This window comes from Pseudomonas sp. GL93 (assembly GCF_003408955.1).
GTDB lineage: Bacteria > Pseudomonadota > Gammaproteobacteria > Pseudomonadales > Pseudomonadaceae > Aquipseudomonas > Aquipseudomonas paracarnis.
Window position 1 is genome coordinate 24,531 of sequence record NZ_NKRF01000110.1, and the last position, 6,373, is coordinate 30,903.

The window sequence follows — 6,373 nt, forward strand, 5'->3', positions numbered from 1 at the left end:
TCTTCGTTTATAGGGCTGGCTTGATGCCGCAGCCTTTGAGAATGATATGGATCAGGTTGGTGCCGGCATCTTCCATGTCCTGCTTGGTCAGCTTGGTGCGGCCGGTAACGCGGCAGATCTGGGTGGCGAAGTCGGCGTAATGCTGGGTGCTGCCCCACAGCAGGAAAATCAGATGCACGGGGTCGACGGGGTCCATTTTGCCGGCGTCGATCCACGCCTGGAACACCGCGGCACGGCCACTGAACCAGGCCCGATAGTCCTGGCCGAAATATTCAGTGAGGCATTCGCCACCGCTGATGATCTCCATGGCGAAGATCCGCGAGGCTTGGGGTTGGCGGCGCGAGAATTCCATCTTGGTGCGGATGTAGCGAGCGAGCGCCACGGCCGGGTCGTCCTCGGCGGTCAGCGCGTTGAAGGTGCTGTCCCACAGTTCGAGGATATTGCTCAGCACCGCGACGTACAGGCCCAGCTTGTTGGTGAAGTAGTAGTGCAAGTTGGCCTTGGGCAGCCCGGCACTGGCAGCGATGGTGTTCATGCTGGTGCCTTTGTAGCCATGGCGCGCGAATTCATCTTCAGCAGCCTGGAGAATCGCTTGTTCGTTCTTTTGCCGAATGCGGCTGGCGGGTTTACCGGCGTGGTTGCTGTGGGCAGGAACTTCGAGGCTCATGGAGGTTTCCGTGCTGATCGATAGAGACGACGTGTGCACAGATAACCCACCCTCAAGCCTCAGACAAGTCCTGATGCAATAAAACCGTCAAAGCGGTTCCAGGCTGTCGCGTTCCGGGCTGTGGTTGGCGGCGGCGCTACTTGCCTTGGCCTCCGGCAGTAACAGGCACAGCAGGATGGCGGTGATACCGCCGCTGGTGATGGCGGAGTCGAACAGGTTCTGCACCAGTGTTGGCATCAGGTGCAGCAGGTTGGGTTGCGCGGCGATACCCAAGCCAACGCCGAATGAGGTGGCGATGATCAGCATGCTGCGTCGGTCCAGCGGTGCCTGGGCAAGGATGCGCACGCCGGCCGCAGCCACGCTGCCGAACATCACCAGGGTGGCGCCGCCCAGCACCGGCTTGGGGATTTGCTGCAGCACGGCGCCGATCAATGGAAACAGGCCCAGACAGAACAGCAACACGCCGATGTACAAACCGACGTAACGGCTGGCCACGCCGGTGAGTTGGATCACGCCATTGTTCTGCGCAAACGTGGTGTTGGGGAAGGCGCTGAAGGTTGCGGCGATCATGCAGCTCACCCCATCGCCGAGGACGCCGCCCTTGAGCCGGCTTATATAAGAAGGGCCGCTGATGGGCTGGCGGGCAATCATGCAATTGGCGGTGAGATCGCCGACGGTTTCGATGCTGCTGATCAGATAAATCAGCGCAATCGGCAGGAAGGCGCTCCAGTCGAAGTTGAAACCAAAGCGGAATGGTGTAGGCAGGCTGACCAATGGCAGGTCAGGCAACGCCTGGGGAATCAGTTTGCCGCTGAACCACGCCGCGAGGCTGCCCAGGGCCAGGCCGATAATAATGGCCGACAAACGTACCCAGGGCGTGTTCGAGCGGTTTAGCAGGATTATCGTCAACACCACGAACAGGCCCAGCGCCAGGTTGGCGGGGGCGCCGAAGTCCGGTGCATTGAAACCGCCGCCGAGGTCGGTGATGCCCACTTTGATCAGGCTGATGCCGATCAGCGTAATCACAATGCCGGTCACCAGCGGTGTGATCACGCGGCGCAGCTGGCCGATAAAGCGGCTCAATACAATCTGTACCGCTGCACCGAAGAAGCACACGCCGAAAATCATCGCCAGAATGTCTTCCGGGCTGCCACCGCGTTGCTTCACCAGAAAACCTGCTGACAACACCGCGCCGAGAAACGCAAAGCTGGTGCCTTGCAGGCAGATCATGCCGGCACCGATGCCAAACGGCCTGCGTGCCTGGATGAAGGTGCCTACGCCGGAAACCATCAACGCCATGCTGATCAGGTAGGGCAAGTGGGCGGTGAGGCCGAGGGTGGAGCCAATAATCAGTGGCGGCGGGATGATGCCGACGAACGCCGCCAGCACATGTTGCAGCGCCGCGAGGAGAGCGGGCAGTGGTTTCGGCCGGTCATTGAGGCCGTAGATCAGGTCGCTGGGGCTGGAGGATTCTGGGGGCATGGCGTGTCAACTCAAGGCGGACGGTTCAAGGTCCTTGAGTCCTTGCAAAAAGCTGTCCATGTGCTCAGCTTTTTGTGCAAGGCCCGAGTTAGCGGGTGGCGGCCAGGCTTTCCAGGAAACTTTCCAGCACCAAATGAGGGCGACGGCCCTTGCGCGTGACCGATGCCAGGCTCAAATCGTAGAAACGTGTCGCCGGTTTCAGCGCACGCAGTCGGCCTTGTTGTACCCACAGGCTGGCGTAATGATCGGGCAAGTAGCCGATATAACGCCCGGTGAGAATCAGGAACGCCATGCCTTCACGGTCTGAGGCACTGGCGGTGCAGTTGAGCGCCTGGTAATGGGCCTGGATCTCCGCGGGCAAGCGGAAGGTGGGGGCGATGGCGTCCTGGCTGTCGACCCGTTCGTCGTCGAGTTGCTTGTTATCGGCATAAAACAGCGGGTGGCCGACCGCGCAATAGAGCAAGGAGCGCTCGCTGTACAGCGGCTGGTATTCCAGGCCCGACAGTGCGCTGGCCTGGGGCACCACACCGACGTGCAGGCGACCGTCGAGTACACCTTGCTCCACTTCATTGGGGGCGATCATGCGGATCTGGATCTGCACGTCCGGGCCGCGCTCCTTCAACTGCGCCAGTGCGTGAGTGATGCGCATATGGGGCAGGGTGACGAGGTTGTCGGTGAGGCCAATGATCAACTCGCCGCGTAAGTGTTGGTGCAGGCCGTTGACCTCGGTGCGAAAGCTTTCCAGGGCACTCAGCAGTTGCAGGGCAGACTGATAGACCTCGCGGCCTTCTTCCGTCAGGGAAAACCCGGCACGGCCACGTTGGCAGAGCCTCAGCCCGAGCCGTTGCTCAAGATCGCTCATCTGCTGGCTGATGGCCGAGCGACCGATGCCGAGGACGGTTTCCGCTGCCGAGAAGCCGCCGCACTCCACCACGCTGCGAAAGATGCGCAGCAGGCGAATATCAAAGTCACTGACTTGCGCCAAAGGGTCGGGACGACGGCCGCTCATAGTTTAGTGAAGTCCTGACTGAAGGTTAGAATAGTTGGATTTCACCGACTTTATCCCCGTGGCAATTTAGCTGCAACAACGCTTTTTCAATCCCGACGCTGCCTGTTGCCCTGCGAGGTTTTGCTGATGAACATGCCCGAAAACGCCCCATCGTCCCTGGCCAGCCAATTGAAGCTGGATGCGCACTGGATGCCTTACACCGCCAACCGCAACTTCCAGCGCGATCCACGCCTGATCGTGGCCGCCGAGGGTAGCTGGTTGACCGATGACAAGGGGCGCAAGGTTTATGATTCGTTGTCGGGCCTGTGGACCTGTGGCGCCGGGCATACGCGCAAGGAAATCCAGGAAGCGGTCGCTAAGCAATTGGGCACCTTGGACTACTCTCCAGGCTTCCAATACGGTCATCCGTTGTCCTTCCAGTTGGCGGAAAAGATCACCGACCTGACCCCAGGCAACCTGAATCATGTGTTTTTCACCGATTCGGGCTCTGAATGTGCCGATACGGCGGTGAAGATGGTGCGGGCCTACTGGCGCCTCAAAGGCCAGGCCACCAAGACCAAGATGATTGGTCGCGCCCGTGGTTACCACGGCGTGAACATCGCCGGTACCAGCCTGGGCGGTGTGAACGGTAACCGTAAGCTGTTTGGCCAGGCGATGATGGATGTCGACCATCTGCCTCACACCTTGCTGGCCAGCAATGCCTTCTCCCGGGGCATGCCGGAGCAGGGCGGTATTGCCTTGGCCGATGAGTTGCTCAAGCTGATCGAGTTGCATGACGCGTCGAATATTGCCGCCGTGTTTGTCGAGCCGATGGCCGGCTCCGCTGGCGTATTGGTGCCACCGCAGGGTTATCTCAAGCGCCTGCGCGAAATTTGCGACCAGCACAATATCCTGTTGGTGTTCGACGAAGTGATCACAGGCTTTGGCCGCACCGGCTCGATGTTCGGTGCCGACAGCTTCGGCGTGACCCCGGACCTGATGTGCATCGCCAAGCAAGTCACCAACGGCGCTATCCCGATGGGCGCGGTGATTGCCAGTAGCGAGATTTACCAGACTTTTATGAACCAGGCGACGCCGGAGTACGCCGTGGAATTCCCCCACGGCTACACCTACTCGGCGCACCCTGTGGCTTGCGCGGCGGGCTTGGCGGCATTGGACCTGTTGCAGAAAGAAAACCTGGTGCAGAGCGTAGCCGAAGTCGCGCCACACTTTGAGAACGCGCTGCACGGTTTGAAAGGCAGCAAGAATGTGATCGACATTCGCAACTACGGCCTGGCCGGTGCTATCCAGATTGCCCCGCGTGATGGAGATGCCATCGTGCGCCCATTCGAGGCCGGCATGGCATTGTGGAAAGCCGGTTTCTATGTGCGTTTTGGCGGCGACACCCTGCAGTTCGGGCCAACCTTCAACAGCAAGCCGCAGGACCTGGACCGTCTGTTTGACGCGGTCGGCGAAGTGCTGAACAAGATCGACTGATTTTTCCTTCTATATAGAACAATTTTTCAGGAGCCCTGCATGAGCCTTATCCAGCATTTGATCAACGGTGAGCTGGTCAACGACAGCGGTCGTAGTGCCGACGTCTATAACCCGTCTACCGGCCAGGTGATTCACCAGGTGCCGTTGGCAAGTCGTGAAACCATTCAACAGGCGATTGACTCAGCCAAGGTCGCGTTTCCGGCCTGGCGTAATACGCCGCCGGCCAAGCGTGCCCAGGTGATGTTCCGTTTCAAGCAACTGCTGGAGCAGAACGAAGCACGGATCTCGCAGTTGATCAGCGAAGAACATGGCAAGACCTTGGAAGACGCAGCGGGTGAGCTCAAGCGTGGGATCGAGAACGTGGAATACGCGTGCTCGGCACCGGAGATTCTCAAGGGTGAATACAGCCGCAACGTAGGGCCGAACATTGATGCATGGTCGGACTTTCAGCCGCTGGGCGTGGTGGCGGGTATCACACCGTTCAACTTCCCGGCGATGGTGCCTTTGTGGATGTACCCGCTGGCGATTGTCTGCGGTAACTGTTTCATCCTTAAACCTTCAGAGCGCGACCCGAGTTCGACGCTGTTGATTGCGCAGCTGTTGCAGGAAGCCGGGCTGCCTAAAGGCGTGCTCAGCGTGGTGCATGGCGACCAGGTAGCGGTGGATGCGTTGATCGAAGCGCCGCAGGTCAAGGCGTTGAGCTTTGTAGGCTCGACGCCGATTGCCGAGTACATCTATTCCGAAGCGACCAAACGTGGCAAGCGTGTGCAGGCGCTGGGTGGGGCGAAGAATCACGCGGTGCTGATGCCGGATGCAGACCTGGATAACGCGGTGAGTGCCCTGATGGGCGCAGCTTATGGTTCCTGCGGTGAGCGTTGCATGGCGATCTCGGTGGCTGTGTGCGTGGGCGACCAGGTAGCGGATGCGTTGATCGCCAAGCTGGTGCCGCAGGTCAAGGCCTTGAAGATTGGGGCGGGCACTTCTTGCGGGCTGGATATGGGGCCGTTGGTGACGGGGCAGGCGCGGGATAAAGTCAGTGGCTATATAGAAGACGGTGTGTCGGCGGGGGCTGAGCTGGTCGTTGATGGCCGTGGCTTGAGTGTTACCGGGCATGAGCAAGGTTTTTTCCTCGGTGGTAGCTTGTTTGACCGCGTCACCCCGCAGATGCGTATCTATAAAGAAGAGATCTTTGGGCCGGTGCTGTGCGTAGTGCGGGTGGATAGCCTGGAAGCGGCGATGCAGCTGATCAACGAGCATGAATACGGCAACGGTACTTGCATCTTCACCCGTGACGGTGAAGCGGCGCGTCTGTTCTGTGATGAGATTGAAGTCGGCATGGTGGGGGTTAACGTGCCGCTGCCGGTGCCGGTTGCGTATCACAGCTTTGGTGGCTGGAAGCGTTCGCTGTTTGGCGACTTGCATGCCTATGGGCCGGACGGGGTGCGTTTCTATACCCGTCGCAAGGCGATCACCCAGCGTTGGCCGCAACGGGCCAGCCATGAAGCGTCGCAATTCGCCTTCCCTAGTCTGTAAGGCTCGGTAGGTAGAAGGCCGGCCCCTGGGGCCGGCCTTTGCGTTACTGGGTTTTTTGACTTATATGACAGAAATGTGAAAAAGAAGGTTGACGGCAGATTCTGGAGGCCTATAATTCGCCCCACTTCCGGCGCAGTCGAAACGGAAAACTCCTTGGTAAACAATGAGTTACGAAGTTTCTGGCAGCAAGCTGCTTCAGTTCATCG

The 6,373-nt window shown here is 59.5% G+C and carries 5 protein-coding genes; 2 read left to right on the plus strand and 3 right to left on the minus strand.

Going from position 1 to position 6,373, the window contains the following annotated elements:
- Positions 1-7: 7 nt before the first annotated feature.
- The 3 genes from CER19_RS24020 to CER19_RS24030 form a co-directional block, all read right to left on the minus strand.
- Positions 8-667, minus strand: a complete 660-nt coding sequence (locus CER19_RS24020; protein ID WP_014716776.1) for a TetR/AcrR family transcriptional regulator — start codon at positions 665-667, stop codon at positions 8-10.
- Positions 668-754: 87 nt separating this feature from the next.
- Positions 755-2,149 (minus strand): uracil-xanthine permease family protein, encoded by a 1,395-nt coding sequence (locus tag CER19_RS24025; protein ID WP_116668232.1) that lies wholly within the window; start codon positions 2,147-2,149, stop codon positions 755-757.
- An 88-nt stretch (positions 2,150-2,237) separates the two neighbouring features.
- Positions 2,238-3,158: a LysR family transcriptional regulator gene (locus CER19_RS24030; RefSeq protein ID WP_116668233.1), complete on the minus strand. Its 921-nt coding sequence runs from the start codon at positions 3,156-3,158 to the stop codon at positions 2,238-2,240.
- A 126-nt stretch (positions 3,159-3,284) separates the two neighbouring features.
- Here CER19_RS24030 and CER19_RS24035 point away from each other — a divergent pair, with 126 nt between their 5' ends.
- Complete coding sequence (locus tag CER19_RS24035) at positions 3,285-4,634, plus strand: aspartate aminotransferase family protein (RefSeq protein ID WP_003188272.1); 1,350 nt, start codon at positions 3,285-3,287, stop codon at positions 4,632-4,634.
- A gap of 39 nt (positions 4,635-4,673) precedes the next feature.
- The gene (locus tag CER19_RS24040; RefSeq protein WP_116668234.1) at positions 4,674-6,167 is read left to right on the plus strand and encodes a CoA-acylating methylmalonate-semialdehyde dehydrogenase; all 1,494 of its coding nucleotides are present in this window, start codon (positions 4,674-4,676) and stop codon (positions 6,165-6,167) included.
- The last annotated feature ends 206 nt before the right edge of the window (positions 6,168-6,373 follow it).

What these genes read in the sequence shown, in the direction of transcription:
- CER19_RS24030 (WP_116668233.1), bottom strand. Translation starts at nt 3,158, where the DNA reads ATGAGCGGCCGTCGTCCCGACCCTTTGGCGCAAGTCAGTGACTTTGAT.
- CER19_RS24025 (WP_116668232.1), bottom strand. Translation starts at nt 2,149, where the DNA reads ATGCCCCCAGAATCCTCCAGCCCCAGCGACCTGATCTACGGCCTCAAT.
- CER19_RS24020 (WP_014716776.1), bottom strand. Translation starts at nt 667, where the DNA reads ATGAGCCTCGAAGTTCCTGCCCACAGCAACCACGCCGGTAAACCCGCC.
- CER19_RS24040 (WP_116668234.1), top strand. Translation starts at nt 4,674, where the DNA reads ATGAGCCTTATCCAGCATTTGATCAACGGTGAGCTGGTCAACGACAGC.
- CER19_RS24035 (WP_003188272.1), top strand. Translation starts at nt 3,285, where the DNA reads ATGAACATGCCCGAAAACGCCCCATCGTCCCTGGCCAGCCAATTGAAG.